Raw genomic sequence first — 24,115 nt, forward strand, 5'->3', positions numbered from 1 at the left:
GTATGATTTTCGTTGTATTGCGTTGCTCTATTTACAGGTCGATAATTAACAGGCCTCATGGCAACACCTCTCAATCAATTCGCATCGACATAACTAACTGGATTCCCACCAACATACCCATAGGTATTGATACCACCCGCTAATCCTATTGGGTCACTCTGAATATAACGACCAATCTCTGAGTCATAGTATCTGTGCCAGTTGTAGTTATTCACAAACTTTCTTGACTTCTAAACCATCTTTAAGGGAATAGTATTCCCCACACTTTTCATCAATATTTCTAAATCCAATACCTTCAGAATCAAGCATTTCAAAAAATGTTGTAGTGCCATCATTATTCCAATCCATATGTTCAATGTCATATCCTTTCGAGAAGGCCAGGAAAACAATAAAACCAAAATACAATACGACAATAGATAACACAGCTAAAGATAATTTTTTCACTTTTAATTACCATCCCGCCCATGGAGCACTCTGATACAACTTTGGCCCCTGAGACGAACGCTTTAAGGGTAATAGTTACCATTTACAAGCTCAACATCATTAAGGACATTACTTAAATCATCAGGTGTAATATGTATTCCTAGCTCCTTCATAGAATTTCTAATGAATCACAGTTGTTACATGCTATGCACAAATAAAAAGCAATGTCTCAACCCCGAAACCATTAAAATACTAAGTCAAAATATGTAAACCCTCAGCACCGAGGTCATAATTACCATAACAATCACATAAACTACCGGGTTAATTTCACTCTAACGATCTTACTTACACCATATAAAAAATAGAGGCACGCTGTTATAGCCAAAGATTTTAAAAAAAATACAATAGTAAACCAAACGGGCCTATTATTTAGGAACAAACTGTTTCCTGTTCTTAGATCTTGTATTTCTCCCCGAGATATACCTAACCAAAGATCTAAACTAAGCCACACAACTAAAAAAATGCAAATAAATGTCCAGAGAATCAAGCTGGGTTTAATTTTAATTTTCACAACTACATCTTCCTGCCTCATTATTCTCTGACCCTAGCGATGCAAATGAATCCACACCAGAACCTCCAATCAAGGTTAACGTTGCATCAGCTGCACTAGGCCTATAAGATCCAGCTGCTGCGATTTTCCTAGCTCGAGTCTTTCTGGCTGTTCTACTATTAGCTCTCCACTTTCTTGCGTTACTTAAACCTTTATAAACTTGAAAGCCCGTACGCCCAGCATTGGCCAGTCCAAGTATAGTTCCACTTGTATTACCGTAACTATAAGAACTAGAATCATAATCTACATTACAGATACCTTGTGACTGCCTAAACTGTTTAGTTAAATTGAACGAAATTGAATCCCCAAACCCAGCAATAAAGTTAACTGTGGATGGGTCTGGCGTCCACCCCCCTGTACCTTGATAAACAGCATCCCAAACAGGATCCATTGAAAATAGCCCATAAGGATCTATATACATCATCGGATTACCACCAACATACCCATAGGTATTGATACCACCCGCTAATCCTATCGGATCTGATTGTAAGTACCGACCAATCTCTGGGTCGTAGTATCTGTGCCAGTTGTAATAGAGCCCTGTTTCTGCATCGAAGTACTGCCCCGGAAAACGAATATTATTCGTTATTTGCTCAGCGATTGCTTGTTGAGTATTTACCTGCGTTGTACCAAAGGCATTATACTGGGCTTGCCATACTGTTTGTTTATATTCATCGGTGAGCCGTTGTGGGGCGCCTAAGTGCGAGTTATGAAAATAATAAATAGCGCCTGCTTTTACCATTGCCAATGGCTCACCCTGTAGATAAATGTATTCTTTGGTTATTTGCCCACTGCTATTAGCCTCACTGATTAATAAACCATTTTCATCATAAAAATAATAGCGGTTATTTCCTGCAACTGTTTTTTGAACCCTTAACCCCTTATAGTTGTACTGATAGTGCGTGGTTGACCCATTGTTGGTGACCGACTCTAATCGGTTTGCGTCATTATAGTTCAGCGTCATTTCACCACGGCTAATGGCATTTCCTCGTGCATCATAGGTAAATAATAACGGGCTTTGAGTGTTCACGGCTAATAATCTGTGCTCTGTATCAGCATAAACATAATTTACATTGGGTGTGTCGCCTTGTGTATGCGTTAAACGATTTCCTATGCCGTCGTATTCAAATTCACGCGCGGCCCAGCTGTCTAGGGCAAGCTGCCCGACATGAGTGTATGTGTAATGACGACTCAATTGCGGTTGCTCTTGGTCCGTAATATCTGAAATATTGCCAACCAAGTCATAAATATAATTTATATGATTCACCCCTGTTACTTGCTGGCTGGTCACACGGTACGCTGTATCGAACGTTTTTTGTAATGTAAGCCCATTCCCTAATTCGGCTAACGTCATCGGTCCAAATGGTAAATACTGGATGCCCGACGCTATTTGCGTTACCCCTTTTGTTGTAGTTAACTCAACTGATTGAATATTCCCCAGCGTATCGTAACTGTAGCTAACACTATTACCACTTGGGTAATGCAAACGTTGTAATCGGTCACTATCTCCATAATCAAACCCTAACGCAAATTGAACTTGATTATTAGACCAGCTTGTTTCGGTTAATTGAGCAAATTGATTGTATTTAAAGCCAGTAGTACCGCTGTGCTCAGTAACCGACGTTAGATGACCTGTGCCATTATTACTGCCGGTTGCTTCGTCATACGTAAATAACACTTGCTCCTGAGGAGTTGGATATCGAATAGCAATAGGGCGGTTAAGCGCATCGTATTCAATGTTTACTGTGATATTACGCGCATCGGTAGAGCTTATCAGGTTACCGGCCTCATCGTATTCGTAATGTGTTATACCTGAATCAGGGCTGGTACGTGTAATTAGCTCGTCAATATCATTGTAGGTGTACTGTGTTACCTTGCCTGTTGCGTCTGTCACCGCAGCTAACTTGCCTGTTATAGTGTAATCGTACAGTGTGGTATAGCCATTTTGGTCTTGTGTTTGAGTCAACCGGTTTAAGCCATCATACTGATAATTGATTGCTTGCTGGTTCGCATCTAAATTAGTGAGGGCGTTGCCTTTGGCATCGTAGGTAAATGTGTTTTCAACACCAAAGTCAGACACCGAGGCAATATTTCCGTCTACATAGTAACGATTGCTTTGATTGTAAACAACGGTATTATTTTCATTGATAAGTTGGGTGGCAATCACACGCCCAGCGCTATCTCGCTGATACTTAATTTTATCCGTCGCATTAACTTCTATCGTGTTTAAATTTTGATTGTCATCATAGGTATAACTTGAGGTGATACCCTGATTGTCTGTCACAGATTTTAATTGGCCATTTAAGTAGTAGTCGTAGTTAAGTTGGGTTATACCATTATCCCATAAGGACACTTGCCCAGTGTTTGTATAGCTCATACTCACGCTGTGGTTATCTAACTCTTTATACTGTGTAATACGGCCCATATCATCATACGCTGAGACAACTAACTGCGGTTGATATAATGCATTTTTTATTTCAGTCACTAAACCTTGGTTGTTATAGGTTAGCAGGGTAATATCGCTAACATCGACTCTTGGGCCATCGACTTTAGTAATATTGCCGTACTCATTATATGAGTATTGCGCTGTTTGACGACTCCCAATTGACGTTTCTGTTAGCCAGTCATTTTCATCATAATTAAAACGCGTATAAATACCATTATTATTAATTTCACTTAGCAAAGGTTTTTTATACTTCCAAGAATACTCTGTTATGTCAGGCTCGAGACCCTCAGCATCCACTGTGACTGATGATAAAAGCCCTGTACCATAATCCTTTTCTTGTAACGTGACCGTACCATTTACATCAACATACTGTTTATCAAAATCAATAATTTGAGTTTTAACCGATTCATTTAAGCAAGTTAAGCATTCTACTTTTGCTATTTTTCCCATCACAAAGTCAAACAGCTCAACTTTACCGGTTTTGCCTGTGACTTCTCTTTGGTTATCATTTTTATAGTTAACACTCGTAACACCATAATCACTGCCGTCTGAAGTTTCGACTACACGGCCTTTATCATCGTATTGATACGTTAATGTTGTTTTGCCTAATTCATTGGTTACAGAGGTTAATAAACTTGAATTACGTTCATCATCATAATGGTAATTAATTCTTGGGTGGATACCCTTTTTATTTTTAGGTTTTTCTATATACAGTAGCCGTTTATTATTATCAAAACGATGCCTAAACAATGCGCTACCCAGAGTAACATCGTAAAAGTAACCTGTATCATCGTATATGGTAGTAATACTACCTTGAACGCTGGGCACAGGCCCCTTAGAAACACTAAAAGTAGAGGAAACCTTGGATAAGTGATTTATTTTTACGACCGTACCATCCGCTTTTTTTATTTTAGTGAGTTGCCCTTTACTAAAGTATTCTTTGTCTAAGTTGGCTTTACTTAAAATAAAATCAGAATTTTCAGAATTGAGTTGTTGCCCGCCAGTTAACTTTTCTTGATATTTACCAACGCGGCTAACCCATTGTGGGTTATTTATGTCGTAATCGTAGTAATCAAATGACGATGATAGCTTTCCTTTTCGCCAAATCTGTATGTTACTTACTTCTTTAAGAAAATTTACTGCTTGCCAATTTTCATCTTTGTATGGCGATACAAATCCTGTATTCATTCGTATATCAAGTTGGTTAACCCATTGGCCACTTACATCAGTTATATTTTCAGTTTCGGTAGTTGTATTGGTTGAATAAGTAAAATCAAGCGGAAAATAGTCTTGTAAAGTATGGAACACACCAGAACTGTAACTCGTTGATTCTTTTTGTGGTAATGCAGGTATTGAGTTATTTATCTGCCCTGAAAAAGCATCTACGCCATTATCTTGTGGGCAACCATCATCACAATCTTTTTCTTCATTTGCGTCATAAGTAATAATAAATGGCAGAGGGTAAATATATACAGGAGCCCCCGTTCCATAACCAGGCTGGGTACATGCGGCTCTTTGCCAATATATTTTTTGATATGTAAAACCATATTGGAATATATAGCCATTGGCCCCATTAATTCGTTCTTGAAATGTTGCAGGTCTGCCGTCTGGTGGATCTCGAAACTCCCCTGCAATAGTATTGACAGTTCCATTAGTGGTTTTTCCATCTAGTGTAATATCACAAGTACCTTGCTCTTCTATAAAAGAACTATGACTTTCAACGTATTCAGTACATCGTTGTAATACATCATTATAGTTTGGACCACTTAATATCTCTTTGTGCAGTGATTGGTCTAATAAAAGATTATGGTATTGCATCGCCGCATCAAAACTTGTTAGCTGACCTCTGATCCATACACTACCAGCATTGGTAATACCTTTTATTGGGTACCAGTGTTCAAACTCTGGCGATGCAGTGGTGGGGTCAAAATCTATCGCCTTACAGTGGAATAAAGCTTGTTGCGTATTAGCTGGTGGAGTGGCATACAAAAGTGCTGAAAACAAAAAACTTACCAACACAAAAGTTAGCTTAAGTGCTCGTTTACTTGAACTATACATATTAATTCCATTTAAGTTATGTAATTTAGCTAAATAAGAACAGCGATTAAATATTCAGTCCAGATTAAAGACCCTATCCATTCAAATTGTAAGGGCTAACTAAAACTAGTTACTTTTTAGCATACACAAAAATACCGATAATAAAAACATACTGAGTACATTAATTTTAAATACCTATAACTTAAATTACCTTCCATCCCAAAAACACCAATGCAAAACCAACCAAATAAACCAAGCCAACCCAACTCAATGTTCGCACCAATTTAGAATGCTGAATACTGGGCTCTGAGCGCACTAGGCTAAAATTTAGCCATGCAAAAATAGGCGTGGTAACAAACGCAAGTGTCATGGCAAAGGTAAGCATGGGGCCGAGGGCTGATTTAAAAAATAAAATCACTGCCATGCCAGCAAAAGCTTGTAGCACGAGCCAAATATTTAAGCTGTGTTTAGATTGCTTAAAACCGAGTAGTTTGTGAGATTCATTTAAGGTGCGAGCGTAACCATCAAGCACAGTTAGGGTAGTACCAAACATACATAAGAAAGCGATAACTGATACTAATGGCCGTGCCCACTCGCCTATAGTCAACGCATACATATCAATAAGCTGCTTGGCAAATGCCACGCCACCAAGCGCAATCTCACTACTTTGGCCGAATTGCACTAATACGCCCAAGGAGAAGAATACTAATGCTAATGCTGCGGTTAACCAGTAGCCGATATTAAAATCAAATAAACCCTGCGCTCTTGTTACTGTTTGTTGGTTTTGCTTTTCTTTAAGCCAAAGCGAGCTTAATGCTGATATTTCAATAGGTGCGGGCATCCAGCCCATTAAAGCAACCATAAAACCAACCATGGCAAGTGCAAAGGGTGATGGGCCAACGGTGTCAGTACTACTAACCGGGCCATTGTTAAAAGCAATACCTAATGCAATGACAGTAGTGAAAGTTAATATAACCATAATAACTTTAGCCGCGTTATCAAGGGCTTTGAAATGGCCTAATAACAATATGCACAAGCACACAAATAAAATTAACCAGCACAATAATGTAATAGAGATATTTACGGGTAAAGCGTAGTGCAATAGGCTTGCAGTAAGTAATATAACTCCCGCTGTATTAACAATAGCAGCGACAATGTTCAGTACTATAAAGCTATAAAAAAACCACTTACCTTTGCTTTGATACCCTTCGACTAAACTATTCTTTGTCGCTAATGTATATTCGATTCCAAATCGAAAGAATGGGTACTTAAGCACATTCACAGCAATGATCAGCCACAGTAGCTGCCAACCAAACAGCGCCCCCGCTTGTGTAGATGCAACCAGGTGAGAACCACCAATTGCGGCGGTTGCCATTAATATACCGGGACCTAACGCATTTAAGCGCCCTTGCCACTTAGTAGTTGCTGTTGACATAAATTTCTTAACTGCTTATTTATAATTACTAAACAACTTACAGTCTTTTAATTTAAATTGAAAGTGAGGAAATTGAGAGTTAATGAAAGTGAATAAGTTTAATGTTGTGAGAAACTTAGAATAAAAAAAGCTGGATTTTAGTTACCTAAAAACCAGCTCCATATTAAAAACCAAAATGATTAACGTAAGTCCATTTCCTGAACTTTTTCGTGAGCAATCTCAGGGGTCGTACTCACTGGTTTTTCGTGTAGATTTGCTTTAACTTGTCCTTTTCGATGTTTTAGTGCCGCATCGAGTTTTTTGGCTGCACTTGCAATCGCAGGGTAAAGAACTTCGTTCTCACCTTTTACTGACAAGCGCGCGCCTTCATAAATGGTGCTAATTTCTGCTTGGAACTTGTGATGCTCCTTGGAAAGAATAATATCAAGTGCAATAAGAGATGGAAAATGACTTTCAATTTTTGAAAATTTTTCGTTGATGTGCTCTCTAATAGAGTCAGTAACGTCAACATGGTGACCAGAAAGATTAATTTTCATAGGGTATCCTTTTTTGTGTTACCTCATAATTAGTATTGGGGGTTATTTGAATTAACACAAGGAGAAAAAGCAGAAATATGACATTTATTTGTTACTAAAGTTGACTCAGATCAGTTCAGTCACATTAAATATGCAAAAGCCCGCATGTAGCGGGCTCTTCAACAGCATACTTAATTTTGTATATTAAGTGTACGAACAGCAATAATCAGCAAAGTCAGCCACTTTCACCTGAAATTTCACGTTAGCATCAACATTAAATGACTCGCCTTCAGACATGGTTTTCCATTCGCTCTCGCCTGGTAATAAAACTTGCCATTCACCACCATTTAATTCCATTAATTCTTTTTTGCTTGTAGCAAATTCAAATTCACCAGGTTGCATAAAACCTAATGTTTTTGTGCTGCCATCACTCATAACCACGGTACGGCTTGATACTTTACCATCAAAATATACGTTGGCTTTTTTAATCACACTTACATTATCAAACTGAGACATCCTCACTCCTGTTTATAGTTTATAAATTTAATTACGTCTACAGTGCCTGATACGCCTAAGGCTTGCAAGTAACAAGGTGTGAAAAATACTCACTTGAAACATAGAAGCTAGGTGAAAGGTCAAAGCTACTAGGGTTTAAAGGGCGAGCTTTATTCACCACAAAGGAGACTTAGTGGTAGAGATTATTCATTAGACTTTCTCTATGAAGCGCGAAGCGCCTCTGTGATCTCTGTGGTGAAATCCCTTTTACCTTAATCAGGCTAAAGTTGTATGGCTCGTGCCACTCTAGCTTTACTCTTATAATTTCCCCAACAAAAAAGCCCGCACTGCATTTAAAACAGTGCGGGCTTTTAAATTTAAGCCGTAAAAATTAAAACAATTCGTTTGCTTTGTTTACGATGTTTTCTACGGTGAAGCCAAAGTGTTCAAACAGCTCGTTAGCAGGAGCTGACTCACCAAAGGTGGTCATCCCCACTACTGCGCCATTTAGGCCAACGTATTTGTACCAGTAGTCAGCAATACCGGCTTCTACGGCTACGCGGCGTGTAACGCTTGCTGGTAGTACACTTTCTTTGTAAGCAGCGTCTTGTGCATCAAATACATCGGTTGATGGCATTGATACAACACGTACTTTTTTGCCTTGCTTACGTAGTTCAATTGCAGAGTCTTGCGCTAACTGCACCTCAGATCCTGTCGCAATTAAAATAAGATCGGGTTCGCCGTCACAACTAAGGATATAACCGCCTTTTTTCACATCACTTAACTGCTGTACTGAACGCTCTTGTTGCTCAAGACCTTGGCGAGTGAAAATCAAAGATGTTGGCCCATCTTGACGCTCGATGGCTTGTTGCCATGCAATGGCTGACTCGACTTGGTCACATGGACGCCAGTTAACAAGGTTAGGCGTTAAGCGCATGCTAGCAATTTGCTCTACAGGTTGGTGAGTTGGACCATCTTCACCTAAACCAATTGAATCGTGCGTATAAACAAAAATACTCGGCACTTTCATTAATGAAGCCATACGTACTGCGTTGCGCGCATATTCCATAAACATTAAGAATGTAGCGCCATAAGGGATAAACCCTTTATGTAATGCAATACCATTCATAATGGCCGACATACCAAACTCGCGAACACCGTAATAAATATAGTTACCGCTTGCGTCATCAGCAGTTACGCCTTTTGAACCATCCCAAATTGTTAGGTTTGAGCCAGCTAAATCAGCAGAGCCACCCATAAACTCTGGTAATAATGGACCAAATGCGTTCAATGCATTTTGAGAGGCTTTACGTGTCGCAGGGTTTGCAGGGTTTGCTTGTAGTTGCTCGATATATTCTTGAGATTTCTCGCTCCAATCAGCAGGTAGTTCTGAGCTTGTACGGCGTTTAAATTCTGCAGCAAGCTCTGGGTGTGCTTTTGCGTAGGCAGCAAACTTTTCATCCCAACTTGCTTCAAGTTGCTGACCTTTTTCTTTTGCGTCCCACTGATTATAAATATCAGCCGGAATATCAAATGCTTCCCCCGTCCAACCAAGAAATTCACGAGAAGCTATAATTTCATCTTCACCTAATGGCGCACCATGGCTGTCATGGCTACCTGATTTATTTGGTGAGCCATATCCAATCACTGTTTTACAGCAAATTAAGGTTGGTTTGTCGGTGATGCTACGCGCTTCTTCAATGGCTGCGCGAATAGCGTCTGAATCGTGTCCATCGACGCCACTGATTACATGCCAGCCATATGATTTAAAACGTGCTGGTGTGTCGTCGTTAAACCAACCTTCAACTTCACCATCAATAGAAATACCGTTGTCATCCCAAAATGCCACTAACTTGCCAAGCCCTAAAGTGCCAGCAAGTGAACACGCTTCGTGAGAAATACCTTCCATTAGACAGCCATCACCTAAAAAAGTATAAGTGTGGTGATCAACAATATCGTGGCCTTCACGGTTAAACTGTGCAGCAAGTGCTTTTTCAGCAATGGCCATACCGACGGCGTTTGTGATCCCTTGACCTAATGGCCCCGTAGTGGTCTCAATACCCGGCGCATAACCATATTCTGGATGACCCGGAGTTTTAGAATGCATTTGACGGAAGTTTTTGATTTCGTCAATTGGTAAATCATAACCACTTAAATGCAGTAGAGAATAGATAAGCATTGAACCGTGGCCGTTTGAAAGTATAAATCGATCTCTGTCTACCCACTCTGGATTGGTTGGATTGTGGTTTAGATAATCGCGCCATAATACTTCTGCGATATCAGCCATGCCCATAGGGGCCCCAGGGTGACCAGATTTGGCCTTTTGAACTGCGTCCATTGATAAGACGCGAATAGCGTTTGCAAGTTCTTTGCGAGACGGCATGAATTCTCCTACCTTTAACTGTGTTTGCGCTGGTTGTTGTATGTTACCCAAACAACTGGGATTGAACACCCATTCTTACTTATTGTGGGGGCTGTGTGCAATTAAAAACCCTATTTAATTGGCCATTATGAAAATTTTTTAAGAACAAAAAGTTATTAGTAAGGTTAATTAGCATTTAAATAGACGTCTAGGCGTAAAAATACTATGCAAATATATTTGTTTTAGATAAAATACGTCCCTTAATTTTTTAGCGCTCTTACCGACGTTTGTGAAGCGCAATATTTGTGAGCAGAAATACAATGGCAAAACATTTATTTACTTCTGAATCAGTTTCTGAAGGTCATCCGGATAAAATTGCAGATCAAATCTCTGACGCGGTACTTGATGCCATTTTAGAGCAAGATTCTCATGCCCGTGTTGCGTGCGAAACTTACGTAAAAACCGGTATGGTTATGGTCGGTGGTGAAGTCACCACGAGTGCTTGGGTTGATATTGAAGAAATCACCCGTAAAACGATACGTGAAATTGGTTACACTCATTCTGATATGGGTTTTGATGCTGATTCGTGTGCAATTTTAAATACTATTGGTAAGCAGTCTCCTGACATCAACCAAGGTGTTGACCGTACAAGCCCCGAAGAGCAAGGCGCTGGTGACCAAGGCTTAATGTTTGGTTACGCATGTAACGAAACTGAAGTGCTAATGCCTGCACCAGTGACTTATTCACACCGCTTAGTCCAGCGCCAAGCGCAAGTACGTAAAAGTGGAGAGCTCAACTGGTTACGCCCAGATGCAAAATCACAAGTTACTTTTGCATACGAAAATGGCAAACCAGTAAGTATTGATGCGGTAGTGCTTTCTACTCAACATAGTGAAGACATTTCACAAAATGATTTAGTAGAAGCAGTGATGGAAACTATCATCAAGCCAGTACTTCCAGCTGAGCTTATCACCAGCGAAACTAAGTTCTTTATTAACCCAACAGGTCGTTTTGTTATCGGCGGCCCTATGGGTGACTGTGGTTTAACGGGTCGTAAAATCATTGTTGATACCTACGGCGGCATGGCGCGTCACGGTGGCGGTGCTTTCTCTGGTAAAGATCCATCAAAAGTTGACCGCTCAGCGGCATATGCTGCACGTTACGTTGCTAAAAACGTAGTAGCTGCTGGCCTTGCTGATAAGTGTGAACTACAAGTGTCTTACGCAATCGGTGTTGCAGAGCCTACCTCAATCAGCGTTGAAACGTTTGGTACCAGCAAGTTAGAAGAAAGCCGTTTAATCGAGCTTATTCGTGAACACTTTGACCTGCGTCCATATGGCCTAATTCAAATGCTTGATCTTGAACGTCCAATTTACCTACCAACAGCCGCTTATGGTCACTTTGGTCGTGAAGAATTCCCTTGGGAGCGCACCGATAAAGCCGACGCACTTCGTGCAGCAGCTGGCCTTTAATTCCAGCCTTTATGCAAATACAAAAAAAGCGCCATTTGGCGCTTTTTTTGTATTTTTCTGACCGATATTAAAATAGGTTATGCTAAAACTTTACTTAGCTAACTCGGCTTAACCAACTCACCCGCTACACTGACCCACCACGCTCACTTGCTCAGCCTTGGTATAGTCTTTATTAATGAGCTGAACACGTAAAGCTTGCATCGTTTTAAGCGCACTTTTTAAACCTACTTTATTGCTTATCCAATAAGGCAATGACCCTCCGGGATCTGCAAATGCGGTATATTCAATGCTGAGCTGTTCGTTAATTTGTGTAAGTAGCCAACTTGCACGTAATTGCTCAAATCGAATAAAACCTTCAAGCCTTGGGATATAATCAGGGCGGCCTTGAATAATAAGCTCAGTTTGCTTGGCACTTATGGCTTTGTAGCAAGAGTGACTAACCATGTCGCGATTACTTACCGGCCACGGTGGATCGAACTGGGTATGAACAAGGGCTTCATTACGACTGGGCCGTGCAATAACGTCGACCTGAGTGACATTTTCAAGCCACTGTGGTGCGCTCGAGGTATCACTTAATAAGGCCATAAAATCACTCGCCATTACGGCTTTTACAGTCATATCAGCCTGCACTTCAAAAATACCGTTTGCGTGCTTTTTATAGTTTACCGTAACCCCATCTTGAGACTTCCAATGCTGCCACGGCGCCTCTTTTGCTGCGCAGTTAAAACCAATTAATAATATTAGCAAATAAACAATGCGCACTTTTAATCATCCTTGTAACTATCAATTACAACCAGTAAGGTGGTTTTGCCAATGAGGCGTGGCGGCTTTTTTCCATTGCGCTAACTAAAAACTCTGACTTTTGCTCCAACCAATTTTGAATTTTTATTAAGCCTTCATCATCTTGTCCTGCGCAAAGTTGCTTTAAATACTCAAGCGTACTTAACTCATAAATTCCATGAGAAATATCAAGCCATGGCACTCTAAATTCACTACGCTCTTCTTTATCAAACAAAGCGCCTAAACAATTGCCGCTGAGTAAACTATTTTCAAGCCTCACTTTAAGCCCTAAATAGTCTTTATAAGAAAACGATTGTTGTTCTGGTAATAAGCGGTGCATATCTTGCCAGTCTTTCTCGAACAATCGATTAGCAATATCTTTAACAGGCTTTTCAGCAGCTTGCAATTCAACCTGCCCCCAATCTTTACGCCACTGCTTCTCTACTAACCAAGTCGTTAGTGAGAGTAATAAACGATTGTAACGAGTGCTATGAAATAAAGCGTTAATATCTTCAATGTTTGGCTGTAGCTCTTTTAAGTCAGTGATAACTTGGGTGAGCTCAGGAGCATTATTAATTTTTTTATAGTAAGCGTGGCGCTTTGAAGTATAAGTTTTTAGTTGAATGGCATTTTCAACCCAAGCAATCTCACTTAACAGCCACTTTAGCTCAGTCCGTAGCTGATTAGTGCTATCTTTACTAACAATGTCATCATAAAGCCAAAAAGTATGACGAATTAAACTAATACCATCGGTAACACGCTTGAGGGTTTTTAAGCTCGGCTTATCAAAGTAGCATTGCTCGTGCTGCTGTACAAAGCGAATACCAAAATTCATAGCAGCTATTAACGCTTGTTCTTGGCTGGCATTTTGCGTTAGCGAAACAAAGCCTATTGATTTAGAAGGTTTCAGCGGCTTGTTGTCAGCAAGGCGGTAGCCCCGCGCGGCTTTTGAGTATAACCCAAGGCGGATTTTCCCTGTGCCAACTAACTTATCTGCAAGAGCAAATAACTCACTACGGCTGCCCTGCATGAGTTCTATTTCAAGCTCACAAATTGGCTCCATTGCACCCGATGCTGCTACTTCTCCTTTATCAAGTACCACCTCTATTTTAGCACCGCTATCGGTTTCAACGAGCCAAGTACGGCGTATAAAGTTAGTACTAAAAATAGGATAAAGATTTTCAGCAATAGCATTTACCTGCATGCCGTGAGGCCAAATACTGGTATCGAATGCTAATAAATCTGGACGAGCGTTGGCGATGGGTAGATTAAACTCAGGGCGTTGATGCAACCCACCGACTACTTCTCCTGCTAATTTAATGGTTTGCTCACATTGACTATCAGCGCAGCGGGTTCTAAAACCAATATCCAGCGCGCGAAGTTCACGACTTGGCGTATCGTAGTAAGCGTTTTGCAAACTGCGCGAAGGTTTATTAGTAACGGTTTTAGCAAATTGAGTGATTAACGCGGGGATCAGTGAAACTACAGCATCTGACACCAAAAATTTCAGTTCTATCTCAGTATCCATTAGAGTCGCGGATTACCTTTAAAATAATTAAGTGCTCAAAATAAACAAAGCAGACTAACAATGCAAATTTTTTAGTTAGTTAGGTAAAGCTGTGTCCATAATCAATGGATTACAATATCAGCCTTGCTATTAATTAGTGAAATCCATACTATCCCTATATATAATTGAAATAAAAATCATGACCGCTACGGACAAGGTTACATTAACAAGGTAGATTGATGTTAAAACACTGTTTATTCGGGCTACTACTGCTAGCCACTTCGTTTATTAGCTACGCTGAAGAAACGTCAAACTCAGCGCCAGAAAATGAAAATACCGCCTACATTATAGATAACCTCTATATATTTATGCACTCCGGTCCGGGAAAGAACTATCGAATTTTGGGTTCTGTGGATGCAGGTACGCAAATCGCCCTTTTATCCGATGAAGATAACGGCTATTTTAAGGTGTTAGATGATAAAGAGCGTGAAGGCTGGGTTGAAAGCAAATATATAAGTAAAACAGCTGGCTTACATCAACAATATCAAGCACTCAATAATGATATGACGTTGATGCAAGAGCAGCTTCGTCAAGCTGAAATAGAATTACCACAGTTGCAAGAGCAAAACCAAGAGCTAACAGCTCAAAACCAAGCGCTTGCAGAGCAAATAACTAAATTAAAAACGACTATGGAAGCAGAACGTAACCAAAAGCAAGCAGCAAGCTCTAAAGAAAAACGTCAACTATTAACTTACGGCGGCGCAATTGCTTTTATCGGATTATTTTTAGGCATTATTTTAACGATTGTTTTATCACGTCGTAAACGTTATGACGGTTGGGCATAAGCTAAGTAATAAAAAAGCATCTTTTTGGATGCTTTTTTACTTTATGCACTAAATATATCAACATCAGATAAACCCGAACCGATGATAGCTTTATTTTAGCGCTCGCAAGCCACTCACTAACAAAAAATGCAATCACAGCACTTCTGTAAAGTGCAGTACGCTCATAATTTATTTGTGCATATTTTAAATTGCGCTGCCATCTCGCCTAAACGTGGCTGTACTCATCCATGCCCGGGACGCGATTTTTCAGTAACTAGTCATTACTCCCGACGACCATCTAGCACCCAATAACTTGGTTTTTTTAGAATATGCCCACGTCCCCACTACCACAGCTGTGTTAGGTAACTAACGATACTTGCATATGAGCGTCTAAACGTTGATTAAGTTTAGCCTCACTAGTTTGGCGTAATAACCTTCAATATATCTTTCTTGTTCAAGCCGTTTTATACGGTCTAGACATGGGCTTGGGCTTAAGTTAACCTGCTTAGCAAGGTTAACATTTGAAATTCTGCCATTTTTTGCAGAACATCTAAAATTGATAAGATCGAGCATGCGCCATATATTTAGACTTGCCATGGCAGAATTTTATGTGGATAAGCTTAAAGTATGCCCTGTGAATTATCGTAAAACGTAAAATTTAACCAGCATATTCTGCTGGAATTTCATTAGAATGCACGCATTACTACAATGAAAATCGACGAGCAAAGTAATTTGCTTAAAGACACTCCACACTCTTGAGGGTTGCTTATGTTATTCAAAGGCGATTTAACAACAACTTGTCCTATCAGGCAAAAAATTCGTGATTTCTACCGTATAGACGAAAATGAAGTGATTACTCATATTTTACCATTAGCAGAAGTGGGCGTAAAAGCGCGAAGCCGTGCTTGGGAACGTGCTCGTCAAATGGTACATCAAATTCGTGAAGATCTTGATGGGCAAAGTAGTGTTGATGCACTATTGAATGAGTTTTCACTTTCAACTGAAGAAGGTGTCGTACTAATGTGTTTGGCCGAAGCACTACTTCGCGTTCCAGACAAAGACACTCAAGAAACACTTATCCGTGACAAGCTCGCTAATGGCGACTGGAGTTCACATTTAGGTAGTAGTGATTCATTATTTGTAAATGCATCATCGTGGGGCTTATTAGTTACCGGTAAAATGGTTAACTATAATGATAAAAGCAAAGAACAACAGTTTGGTATGTTAAAGAAAACTATAGGCCGCCTTGGCGAGCCGGTTATTCGCCGTTCTGTAAACTTTGCTATGAAGGTTATGGGTAAACAATTCGTTCTGGGCCGAAACATTGACGAAGCCATTGAGCGAGCAGCCGATACAGAGCGTAAAGGCTATGTATATTCATATGACATGCTTGGTGAAGCCGCCCGTACTATGGAAGATGCTGAGAACTATTACCAAAGCTATTTAAAAGCGATTCACTCAATTGGTAAAGCTGCTAATGGCCGCGGCCCAGTAAAAAGCCCAGGTATTTCAGTTAAGCTGTCGGCTATCCATCCTCGCTTTGAGTTTACCCACCGCGAACGTATAATGAACGAAATTCTGCCAAAACTTAAAGAACTGGCAATGGTGGCTAAAAGTTACGATATTGGCTTTACAGTCGACGCCGAGGAAGCGGATCGCTTAGATGTATCATTGGATGTTATTGAAGCGTTATTTAGTGATGATGACTTAGGTGAGTGGGATGGCTTTGGCCTTGCTGTACAAGCATATCAAAAGCGCGCAATTTTTGTAATTGAATGGCTAACCGACCTTGCTCGTCGCGTATCCAAACGTAGACTGATGGTGCGCTTAGTAAAAGGCGCTTATTGGGACACTGAAATTAAAACCACTCAGCAAGGTGGTTTAGATCACTTCCCGGTTTTTACCCGTAAAGCGACCACTGACGTATGTTATAAAGCCTGCGCCATTAAATTACTGGAAGCACGTGATGTGCTTTATCCTCAGTTTGCGACGCATAACGCTTATACTGCAGCGACTATTTTAGAAGTGGCTAAAGGCAACCATGAAGGCTTTGAGTTCCAACGTCTGCACGGTATGGGCGAATCATTATTTGACCAAATAGTTGAAAAAGAAAAACTGCAATGCCGCGTATACGCGCCCGTTGGTGAACACGAAGACTTACTTGCTTATTTAGTTCGTCGTTTACTTGAAAACGGTGCAAACTCTTCATTTGTTAATGCAATTGTAGACACAAAACACCCCGTTGAAGCATTACTACCTGACCCAGTCGAAACATTGCAGGGCTTACGTAATAAATATAATACGCAAATCAAAATGCCAATTGATTTATACGGTGATGAACGCGCCAACTCAAAAGGCATGGACTTAACCGATATCAATGCTATTACGCCACTCAAAGAAAACCTTGATAACTGGTTTCGCGAGCACAATATTGAGCAAAGCCAAGTACCAGAAGGTGCATTAGCAGTAAAGAACCCGGCGAACCACAAAGAAATTATTGGTCATGTGAAGCTGCAAAATAGCGATGACATGAAAGTAATACTAGAAAACTCCGAAACGGCTTTTGAATCTTGGTCACAAACATCCGTAAAAGAGCGCGCTAACTTACTGCGCCGTATTGCCGATATTTTAGAGCGTCATCACGATGAATTAGTCGCTATATGTATTAAAGAAGCCGGTAAAGTCGCTCAAGATGGCATTGATGAAGTTCGTGAAGCCGTTGATTTTTGCCGCTACTACGCAGCCCGTGCAGAAGAGCTTGCTGAAGATGAGCGCTTTGAACCTCGTGGTGTTATTTTATGTATTAGCCCGTGGAACTTCCCGCTAGCCATATTTACAGGCCAAGTCGCCGCTGCAATAGTCACTGGTAATACGGTTATAGCTAAACCCGCGGAGCAAACTAGCTTTATCGCGCTTCGCGCTATTGAGCTAATGCTTTCTGTAGGCTTACCTGAACATGTTGTACAGCCGGTTGTTGCCAGCGGCAGTGATGTGGGTAAAACCATCGTCCCTGACGAGCGCATTCAAGCGGTAATGTTCACTGGCTCAACCGATACCGGTACCTTAATTTCGCGAACACTTGCTGCTCGTACCGATACACAAGTGCCACTAATTGCAGAAACGGGTGGTCAAAACTGTATGATTGTTGACTCCACCGCACTACCTGAGCAAGTCGTTGATGATGTAATTAGCTCTGGTTTCCAAAGTGCGGGACAACGCTGTTCAGCACTACGGGTACTCTTTATTCAAGAAGATGTTGCTGACGGCATTATTGAAATGCTTGCTGGTGCATTAAAAGAGCTACATGTTGGCGACCCATCATTACTTTCGACCGATGTCGGCCCTGTGATTGATGAAAAAGCGCTTAACAACCTCAATGAACATGTGGAGTACTTAAAAGACAAAGCCACACTTCATTACGAGTGCAACATTCCTGATAACACTGAAAACGGCGCGTACTTCTTTGCTCCGCGTTTATACGAAATCAAAGATTTATCTGTATTAAAACGAGAAGTATTTGGCCCATGCGTACATATCATACGCTTTAAAGGTACTGATATTGAAAACGTTGTTGAGCAAATAAATGGCACCGGCTTTGGTTTAACTATGGGTATTCATTCGCGTATAGAGGAGCGATGCGAACGATTAGCTAAGCTATCACGTGCAGGGAACGTATACGTAAACCGTAACATGATTGGCGCAATTGTCGGTGCACAACCATTTGGTGGTCGTGGTTTATCAGGGACGGGTCCTAAAGCGGGTGGTCCTAACTACTTACAACGTTTAGTTAAAGAGGTTGCCTCTCCAGATAACGTACAAATGACCAACTTAACTCCTGACGAGCTTGATTTACACCACTACGAAGGTGCTGCAGAGCAAGTTGATGCACTCATGGCAAACTCCGTTCGTGATGAAAGAGTTTGGCGCAGAACAGCCCTCAATGACCGTGTTTCAGCTGTACGTCAGTTACTTGCTAAAATCGCAACCGTTGAAATTATTGACGATCTAGCCGACGATTTAGCCTTAACACTTTCAGATGCTCGCGCACAGCTTAACCGCCTTGAAAAACGCATGCGTAAACATACTGTGCTACCGGGACCAACGGGGGAATCAAACACTCTACACCTTGAGCCACGAGGCTGTGTTGTTTGCTACGCCGATAAGAGCACTTCATTTAACTTTTGGGCTATCTCTATTATCACGGCCCTTGCAGCAGGTAATACAGTGATAGCCGTAGCCTCTGAATTATTTTATGAAGAAGCCGTTGCCTTCAAAGATAAATTTATCGCAACCGGTGTTGCTGAAGGGGTATTCCAAGTAGCCAAACCAAGCGAATTGCAAGCTATTTTGGCACACCCTCATTTAGCTGCGGCTGTTATTGCTTCTCGCTCTTCTCGTCTTGGTTATTTCAGCCAACAGTTGGCTGAGCGTGAAGGTGCGATTCTACCGGTTATCAGCTCTGAGTATTACGATACACTAATCAAACGCTTACTAAGTGAAAAAGCCATTAGTATTGACACCACAGCCTCTGGTGGCAATACCTCATTAATGACGCTGGTTGAAGACGACGAATAATCACCCGTAAATATAACAAAAGGGCATCAATTTGATGCCCTTTTTACAAGGGCCTGTTGACCTTTGAGGATGAGAATTTGTTCAATCTAGGCAGACTCCTTTGGACAACGCACTTTTGGAACTTATTAATCATTACCTACCACTTATAAAGGCGGTCACATCATAAAAGAGCTCGATTTAGCTCATCGCCGCAGCCAAGATAGCCTTGAAGCCGCAGTAAAGCCGACCGACTTTAACATTGATTTCAACCGTTTTTTAAGCAATCAATTTTAGCATAAAACTGATTTATTCAGGCCAATCCTGTAGCGCTTTTAAACTAAACTCATAGCCGTCAAAACTCAGCACACTTTGTTCAGGAGTGATCTCTAACAACCGGATCTCCCCCATGCTATCACCTTCGAATAATTCACGGTTATTAAGTTTTATCCAACGCTTGTCTGGGGTTGATGAATAAATATGAGCTTGGTATTTAATTTTTGGTAACATGGCATGTAAGCCATCGGGTAGCAGCTCAATAGGGTCAGCATAAGATGAACTTTTAGTACCGCGCGTTACCTGATGAGATTCGATTTTGTCGGTATCGGCAACGGCTTGGGCAAACGCATTTTTTAAGTTATCAGATACCCCTTCAAGCTCTTCATCTTGTTTAGCTACTACCCTTTTTTCTTCAGGGGCTTGTTCAATCGCTTTACCAAGCACTTTGTATTTACTTAAGTCGAGCGCTTCGGATGAATTAGTTGGCTTTTCTGGCCCGGCTACGGCTGCATTATTTGGCATTGTGTTTTGCATTACAGGCGCGTTAGTTTGCGACCCACCACCATTATTTATCATCGCTTGGTTTTGTGAATAGTTTGATAGTGTATTTACTGGCACTTGCACCCATTGATACTGCTGATTGTTCGGGTTACTTGGTGCTAAAGGCTGATTATTTAGCGGCTGATTACGTTGAGGCTGAATGTTCGGCGCTATTGTTTGTGAAGTAGCAGGTTTAGTCGCTTGCTCTGCATTTTTTTCAAGCTTCATAGGCTCTTTTATTGAGTCCGGGTTCTTTTCAGTGACGACTTCTATATTTTGGTTCGACATTTTTTTTTGGTTATTGCTTTGCAGCCACTTTCCTATTGAAAAGCCAGCAAATAAAGTTAAACAAAAGCCAAGTATTAAGCCAAAAGAAATTGCTAAAAAGCGATAGCGCTTTAATTGCTGTTGTTGCTGTTGTTGCTGCAAAGCTAAATCATGCTGCTGGGCAGAATCTGTTTGTTGTGATTGTTTTAACGCATCTAATAAGTACGACATAGTTTATAACTTCTTAAATAACATAGGATAAACCAACACCTAAGGCGAACACGCCAATAAATGCGATAGGGTAAAGCCACGCATAAGAAGCGGCTTGTTGCTTTCTGTGTTGGGTTTGATAAGCATCACTTTGCGGTAAAGCTTCAGCAGCTGAGCGCATCACAATATCACTATCTACAGCCGTTCTCTGCTGAGCAAACGCCCCTACTAAACAGCGCTCACACAGTAAATTAATTAATCTAGGCGTTCCTGCACTTAAGTGAAAAATAGCTTTTAATGCATCAGTCGAAAATACGCCCTGCTCACTGCCTGCAACATATAGTCGGTGCTTAACGTAAGCAAAAGTTTGCCCTTCTGTAAGCGGCAGTAAATGGTAACGAGCAGTAATACGCTGAGCAAGTTGGCGTAATTCATTGCGCTTTAATAACGCTTGTAGCTCAGGTTGGCCAACTAATACGATTTGTAGAAGCTTTTTATAGTCTGTTTCAATATTGGTAAGTAGGCGCAGTTGCTCTAAGGCATCTGGGGCTAATAGCTGAGCTTCATCAATAATTAAAATAGTATGGCCACCAGCTTCATGATTAGCCATTAATTTATTTTTAATTGCGGTGGTTAAGGTTTTTAAGGTCGCACTTTGCTCATCATAACCAATCGCAAATTCATCACAAATACTGGCTAATAACTCTAACTGAGAAAGTGCAGGATTATGAATAAGCCCAACTTGGGTATCATTTGGTAACTGTTCTAGCAAACTGCGGGTGAGTGTTGTTTTACCGGTGCCTACTTCGCCAGTTAATAACACAAAACCACCGGACTCACCCAAACCATAGGTTAAATGTGCCAAGGCTTCTTTATGGCGCTCACTTAAAAATAAATATTGTGGATTTGGCGCAATTGAAAACGGTTTTTCTGACAAGCCAAAGTAGCTTAAATACACCCTAAAATTCCTTGCTTAGTAAATCAACGTCTATAATGGCAAAAAAATTGCCTAAGTGAAAACCTTGTTATCGTTTATTGTGTAATTAACGTAAAATAAATTAAAACGAATGATTGGTGAAGCTTTAAACATGCAAATTTACTTAGTTGGCGGCGCAGTTCGCGATGAATTACTGAATCGAAAAATTAAAGAGCGTGACTATGTGGTTGTCGGGGCAACCCCCGAGCAACTGCTTAATTTAGGCTACCAACAAGTGGGTAAAGACTTTCCGGTATTTTTGCATCCAAAAACTAAAGACGAATACGCACTTGCTCGCCTCGAGCGAAAACAAGGCCAAGGCTATACCGGCTTTGTATGTGAATTTAGCCCAAATGTAAGCCTAGAAGATGATTTGAAGCGCCGCGATTTAACCGTTAACGCCATTGCAAAGGCCGATGATGGCAACTTAATTGATCCTTACGGCGGCAAACAAGACTTAGACAACCGTATTTTACGCCATGTATCATCCGCGTTTAGTGACGATCCGTTACGTATTTTACGTGTAGCGCGTTTTGCTGCCCGTTATCATTACTTAGGCTTTACCATCGCCGATGAAACGAAAACATTATTAAAGCAGATGGTTAGAAAAGGTGAGCTAAAGACCCTTACGCCTGAGCGATTATGGCTTGAATGTGAAAAATCATTAAGCGATGGCGCGTTTGCTGAGTTTTTACAAACACTGGCCGAGCTAAATGCATTAACAGCCATTAGCCCCGCACTTGCCAAGCAGTGGGATGACGCTTTATATCAAAAAATAAAAGCACGCTTTAACTATGCGAATGATCATAAAATTTTCGATACCGCATTACTTTTTTGCCAAGCCACCAGCAGCTTAAATAATGACGAGATAAATGCGATTGCACAAACAATAAGATTACCTAACGAAGTACGCGATCTGGCTTGTTATGTAGTGCAGCATCAGCAAGTGCTAACAGCTAAAACAATAAACCCTGAGCAGTTACTCTCAAGCTGCAATCGGCTTGATTTATGGCGGCGCCCTGAGCGCTTTACGGCATTATTAAACGCACTCGAGATAAATCAATGCAGAAAACTTGAACATCAACAAACTTTATTGCAAGCAAGCCATGAAGCAAGGGCGGTTAACCCACAACAATTTATTGCTCAAGGTATTAAAGGGGCAGATATAAAAACCGCGCTAGAACAAGCGCAGTTAGCTGTATTTAAACGTTACTTTTCATAACGCACAAAGCGTAAAAACATATCCGAGGTCTTTGCATGTAAACTGTTAAGACCTTTATCAAATTGATACACCCACGCTAGATCAGCTCTTGAAACTCCTGAGGTACTGCTCCAATAATTATTCAATTGCGTGTCGAGAAAACTATTTCGTTTTTTAATCCCAGCGGCTTGCCGTGATCTCAAGGCCATTGTGCGTTACTTTTATACGAGGTTGGTTCTCACCGTTAACTATAACCAAATCGAGCTTTTTATCTTTATGTATTATGGTATTACTGCCACTTTTTATAAAAGATTTTTCTTAACTCATCGCTAAATCATACTCGCCATCATTCAATCTTTAGGTAAATGGGCTTTTATAAAAGCATTGGGATCTTTGCGCCAATGGTTTAAACAATAGCTAAAATCCCAAATACTGCGATCTAATACACTGGCAGGTAATAATAAATCATAACCCGTTAATTGCTGTAAGTGCTGCATTCGATTAGCAAACATTGCCAACAAACCATCTAACTGAAAACCACTGCTTGACGTGTAATGATTATCTTCTACTAACCATTCTGATGGGCAATTGCCATTTTTGCAGTGTTTTTGAACTGCTTGCATAAATAAATGGCGCTGCTCTATTAATAACTTACCCGCTATACGTGGGGCTAATTGTAATAAAAACTCATCACTGTCTTTAAGCTTAATACCCACAGCATTTAGCTCTAAATAATCAAGGCTTTCCTCCACTTTAGGAATACCAACCTTTTGTAAGTTAGATTGCAACATACACCAAAAGCCATACTTATGGTTATAGGTCAGTGAATGGGCAGTTATGATTAAACTATAGTAAGGTTCTTGGGTTTTTAAAAACCCCACAAAAATCGCCGCACAACAGGCACTGGCTAAAAATATTTCTAAAATACTTATCTCAGCAGGCCTTAATAAATTCACCAACATAATAAAAGTCAGCCCAACAGCACCAACTAATAATATTTCAATGCCGTTTTTTGCCCCTTGCGCCCTTAATTTTAACGCTAATTCAGAAGTACTAGACATAGTAATAAAACCAATAAAAAAAAATCATTACCAACATCCACAAAGTTAACTGACGAAACTTTAAACATCGCTTACATTTAGTCTGAAAAGACATAATACCTTCACAATTAGTTACATTACAGGA

Annotated in this window: 16 protein-coding genes and 2 pseudogenes; 4 read left to right on the plus strand and 14 right to left on the minus strand. The window is 40.6% G+C overall.

The features are described 5' to 3' along the window. Nucleotides 1–74: 74 nt before the first annotated feature. From ACT3RM_RS00900 to tkt, 7 genes are all read right to left on the minus strand, one after another. Nucleotides 75–215 carry an RHS repeat-associated core domain-containing protein gene (locus tag ACT3RM_RS00900; protein ID WP_441992716.1) on the minus strand — a complete coding sequence of 47 codons (141 nt, stop codon included), beginning with the start codon at nt 213–215 and terminating at the stop codon, nt 75–77. Continuing rightward, complete coding sequence (locus ACT3RM_RS00905) at nt 208–444, minus strand: hypothetical protein (RefSeq protein WP_193226219.1); 237 nt, start codon at nt 442–444, stop codon at nt 208–210. The genes ACT3RM_RS00900 and ACT3RM_RS00905 overlap by 8 nt, the downstream gene beginning before the upstream one ends. A 539-nt stretch (nt 445–983) precedes the next feature. Beyond that, the gene (locus ACT3RM_RS00910) at nt 984–5,537 is read right to left on the minus strand and encodes an RHS repeat-associated core domain-containing protein (protein WP_441994528.1); all 4,554 of its coding nucleotides are present in this window, start codon (nt 5,535–5,537) and stop codon (nt 984–986) included. Between the two features lie 181 nt (nt 5,538–5,718). Beyond that, a complete protein-coding gene (locus tag ACT3RM_RS00915; protein ID WP_441992718.1) occupies nt 5,719–6,891 on the minus strand; it encodes an NRAMP family divalent metal transporter in 1,173 nt (390 codons plus the stop codon). A gap of 239 nt (nt 6,892–7,130) precedes the next feature. Continuing rightward, complete coding sequence (gene hpf / locus ACT3RM_RS00920) at nt 7,131–7,487, minus strand: ribosome hibernation-promoting factor, HPF/YfiA family (RefSeq protein WP_441992714.1); 357 nt, start codon at nt 7,485–7,487, stop codon at nt 7,131–7,133. Nucleotides 7,488–7,670: 183 nt separating this feature from the next. Beyond that, nucleotides 7,671–7,982 carry a pyrimidine/purine nucleoside phosphorylase gene (ppnP, locus tag ACT3RM_RS00925; RefSeq protein ID WP_441992713.1) on the minus strand — a complete coding sequence of 104 codons (312 nt, stop codon included), beginning with the start codon at nt 7,980–7,982 and terminating at the stop codon, nt 7,671–7,673. Between the two features lie 370 nt (nt 7,983–8,352). Next, a complete protein-coding gene (gene tkt / locus ACT3RM_RS00930; RefSeq protein ID WP_441992712.1) occupies nt 8,353–10,344 on the minus strand; it encodes a transketolase in 1,992 nt (663 codons plus the stop codon). 299 nt (nt 10,345–10,643) lie between these two features. Between tkt and metK the strand changes: the two genes are divergently transcribed. Further along, nucleotides 10,644–11,795, plus strand: coding sequence for a methionine adenosyltransferase (metK, locus tag ACT3RM_RS00935; RefSeq protein ID WP_441992711.1), 1,152 nt, complete (start codon nt 10,644–10,646; stop codon nt 11,793–11,795). A gap of 117 nt (nt 11,796–11,912) precedes the next feature. Here the strand turns inward: metK and ACT3RM_RS00940 are convergent, their stop codons facing one another. Together ACT3RM_RS00940 and ACT3RM_RS00945 are read right to left on the minus strand one after the other, a co-directional pair. Then, nucleotides 11,913–12,557, minus strand: coding sequence for an START domain-containing protein (locus ACT3RM_RS00940; RefSeq protein ID WP_441992710.1), 645 nt, complete (start codon nt 12,555–12,557; stop codon nt 11,913–11,915). Between the two features lie 25 nt (nt 12,558–12,582). Continuing rightward, nucleotides 12,583–14,103 carry a CYTH and CHAD domain-containing protein gene (locus tag ACT3RM_RS00945; RefSeq protein ID WP_441992709.1) on the minus strand — a complete coding sequence of 507 codons (1,521 nt, stop codon included), beginning with the start codon at nt 14,101–14,103 and terminating at the stop codon, nt 12,583–12,585. A gap of 218 nt (nt 14,104–14,321) precedes the next feature. Here ACT3RM_RS00945 and ACT3RM_RS00950 point away from each other — a divergent pair, with 218 nt between their 5' ends. Further along, nucleotides 14,322–14,927, plus strand: coding sequence for a TIGR04211 family SH3 domain-containing protein (locus ACT3RM_RS00950; protein WP_441992708.1), 606 nt, complete (start codon nt 14,322–14,324; stop codon nt 14,925–14,927). Between the two features lie 256 nt (nt 14,928–15,183). Here the strand turns inward: ACT3RM_RS00950 and ACT3RM_RS00955 are convergent. Then, a pseudogene (locus ACT3RM_RS00955) lies at nt 15,184–15,490 on the minus strand (Lrp/AsnC family transcriptional regulator); the annotation flags it as partial. A 184-nt stretch (nt 15,491–15,674) separates the two neighbouring features. Between ACT3RM_RS00955 and putA the strand changes: the two are divergent. Beyond that, a complete protein-coding gene (gene putA / locus ACT3RM_RS00960; RefSeq protein ID WP_441992707.1) occupies nt 15,675–19,481 on the plus strand; it encodes a bifunctional proline dehydrogenase/L-glutamate gamma-semialdehyde dehydrogenase PutA in 3,807 nt (1,268 codons plus the stop codon). A gap of 285 nt (nt 19,482–19,766) precedes the next feature. Here the strand turns inward: putA and ACT3RM_RS00965 are convergent, their stop codons facing one another. After that, entirely contained in the window at nt 19,767–20,774 is a 1,008-nt protein-coding gene (locus ACT3RM_RS00965; RefSeq protein ID WP_441992706.1) for a general secretion pathway protein GspB, read from the minus strand. Nucleotides 20,775–20,787: 13 nt separating this feature from the next. Beyond that, nucleotides 20,788–21,711, minus strand: a complete 924-nt coding sequence (locus ACT3RM_RS00970; RefSeq protein WP_441992705.1) for an ExeA family protein — start codon at nt 21,709–21,711, stop codon at nt 20,788–20,790. Nucleotides 21,712–21,841: 130 nt separating this feature from the next. Between ACT3RM_RS00970 and ACT3RM_RS00975 the strand changes: the two genes are divergently transcribed. Continuing rightward, nucleotides 21,842–22,951 carry a tRNA nucleotidyltransferase gene (locus tag ACT3RM_RS00975; RefSeq protein WP_441992704.1) on the plus strand — a complete coding sequence of 370 codons (1,110 nt, stop codon included), beginning with the start codon at nt 21,842–21,844 and terminating at the stop codon, nt 22,949–22,951. On the opposite strand, the pseudogene ACT3RM_RS00980 reads toward ACT3RM_RS00975, so the two are convergent. Together ACT3RM_RS00980 and ACT3RM_RS00985 are read right to left on the minus strand one after the other, a co-directional pair. Further along, nucleotides 22,939–23,091: pseudogene (locus ACT3RM_RS00980) on the minus strand (DUF1566 domain-containing protein); the annotation flags it as partial. The gene ACT3RM_RS00975 and the pseudogene ACT3RM_RS00980 overlap by 13 nt on opposite strands. Before the next feature lie 189 nt (nt 23,092–23,280). After that, nucleotides 23,281–23,991: a DUF2982 domain-containing protein gene (locus ACT3RM_RS00985; protein ID WP_441992703.1), complete on the minus strand. Its 711-nt coding sequence runs from the start codon at nt 23,989–23,991 to the stop codon at nt 23,281–23,283. Between the last annotated feature and the right edge of the window lie 124 nt (nt 23,992–24,115).

This window comes from Pseudoalteromonas sp. AOP7-A1-14, from assembly GCF_052376275.1.
Taxonomy (GTDB): domain Bacteria; phylum Pseudomonadota; class Gammaproteobacteria; order Enterobacterales; family Alteromonadaceae; genus Pseudoalteromonas.

Bases quoted from the DNA above. Each gene is read 5' to 3' on its own strand.
- tkt (WP_441992712.1), bottom strand. From the start codon at position 10,344: ATGCCGTCTCGCAAAGAACTTGCAAACGCTATTCGCGTCTTATCAATG.
- hpf (WP_441992714.1), bottom strand. From the start codon at position 7,487: ATGAAAATTAATCTTTCTGGTCACCATGTTGACGTTACTGACTCTATT.
- ACT3RM_RS00945 (WP_441992709.1), bottom strand. From the start codon at position 14,103: ATGGATACTGAGATAGAACTGAAATTTTTGGTGTCAGATGCTGTAGTT.
- ppnP (WP_441992713.1), bottom strand. From the start codon at position 7,982: ATGTCTCAGTTTGATAATGTAAGTGTGATTAAAAAAGCCAACGTATAT.
- ACT3RM_RS00965 (WP_441992706.1), bottom strand. From the start codon at position 20,774: ATGTCGTACTTATTAGATGCGTTAAAACAATCACAACAAACAGATTCT.
- ACT3RM_RS00915 (WP_441992718.1), bottom strand. From the start codon at position 6,891: ATGGCAACCGCCGCAATTGGTGGTTCTCACCTGGTTGCATCTACACAA.
- metK (WP_441992711.1), top strand. From the start codon at position 10,644: ATGGCAAAACATTTATTTACTTCTGAATCAGTTTCTGAAGGTCATCCG.
- ACT3RM_RS00975 (WP_441992704.1), top strand. From the start codon at position 21,842: ATGCAAATTTACTTAGTTGGCGGCGCAGTTCGCGATGAATTACTGAAT.
- ACT3RM_RS00985 (WP_441992703.1), bottom strand. From the start codon at position 23,991: ATGTCTAGTACTTCTGAATTAGCGTTAAAATTAAGGGCGCAAGGGGCA.
- ACT3RM_RS00950 (WP_441992708.1), top strand. From the start codon at position 14,322: ATGTTAAAACACTGTTTATTCGGGCTACTACTGCTAGCCACTTCGTTT.
- ACT3RM_RS00910 (WP_441994528.1), bottom strand. From the start codon at position 5,537: ATGTATAGTTCAAGTAAACGAGCACTTAAGCTAACTTTTGTGTTGGTA.
- putA (WP_441992707.1), top strand. From the start codon at position 15,675: ATGTTATTCAAAGGCGATTTAACAACAACTTGTCCTATCAGGCAAAAA.